Below are 505 nucleotides of genomic sequence, written 5' to 3'. Positions count from 1 at the left end.
GGCGGAGGCCAGCACGTCGATGTCGGTGCGGCGATGGTCTTCGGGCGTCAGATGCAGGATGTTGCTCGGACATTCCGACTGGCCATAGCTCTGCGCGAGAACCGGCCCGAAACGCGCCAGCGCCTCGCGGATGCGCGCCGGCGCCATCGGCGCGGCGCCGTAGGACAGGAGTTCGAGCGACGAAAAGTCCGCGCCGGCGCAGCGCGGATGGTCGAGCAGCCGGTAGATCATGGTCGGCACCAGAAAGGCCGCATGCGCGCGCTGCGCCTGCAAGGCGTCGATGAACCGGTCGGGGTCGAAGCCGCGCTGCAAGATGATGCAACCCCCCGACGCCAGGGTGGGAACGATCATGGCGCCGGCGCCGTGCGAGATCGGTGTCGGGCACAGAACCCGCATCCCGGCGCGCATGCCGCGCGCCGCCATGAGCAGCACGGCCTGCATCCAGACCGAGCGGTTGGCCAGCATCACGCCCTTGGGTCGGCCGGTCGTCCCGCCGGTATAGGCC

At 70.1% G+C, this 505-nt stretch carries 1 protein-coding gene; it reads right to left on the bottom strand.

Going from position 1 to position 505, the window contains the following annotated elements; all coding sequences use genetic code 11:
* Positions 1-505, bottom strand: a 505-nt coding sequence (locus VTU_RS26310) for an AMP-binding protein (RefSeq protein ID WP_010102518.1), incomplete at both ends; no start/stop codon positions are given.

Source organism: Verminephrobacter aporrectodeae subsp. tuberculatae At4 (genome assembly GCF_000193225.1).
Lineage (GTDB): Bacteria > Pseudomonadota > Gammaproteobacteria > Burkholderiales > Burkholderiaceae_C > Acidovorax > Acidovorax aporrectodeae.
The sequence above is the reverse complement of the archived record's forward strand: the minus strand, read 5'-3'. Positions and strand labels throughout refer to the sequence as shown.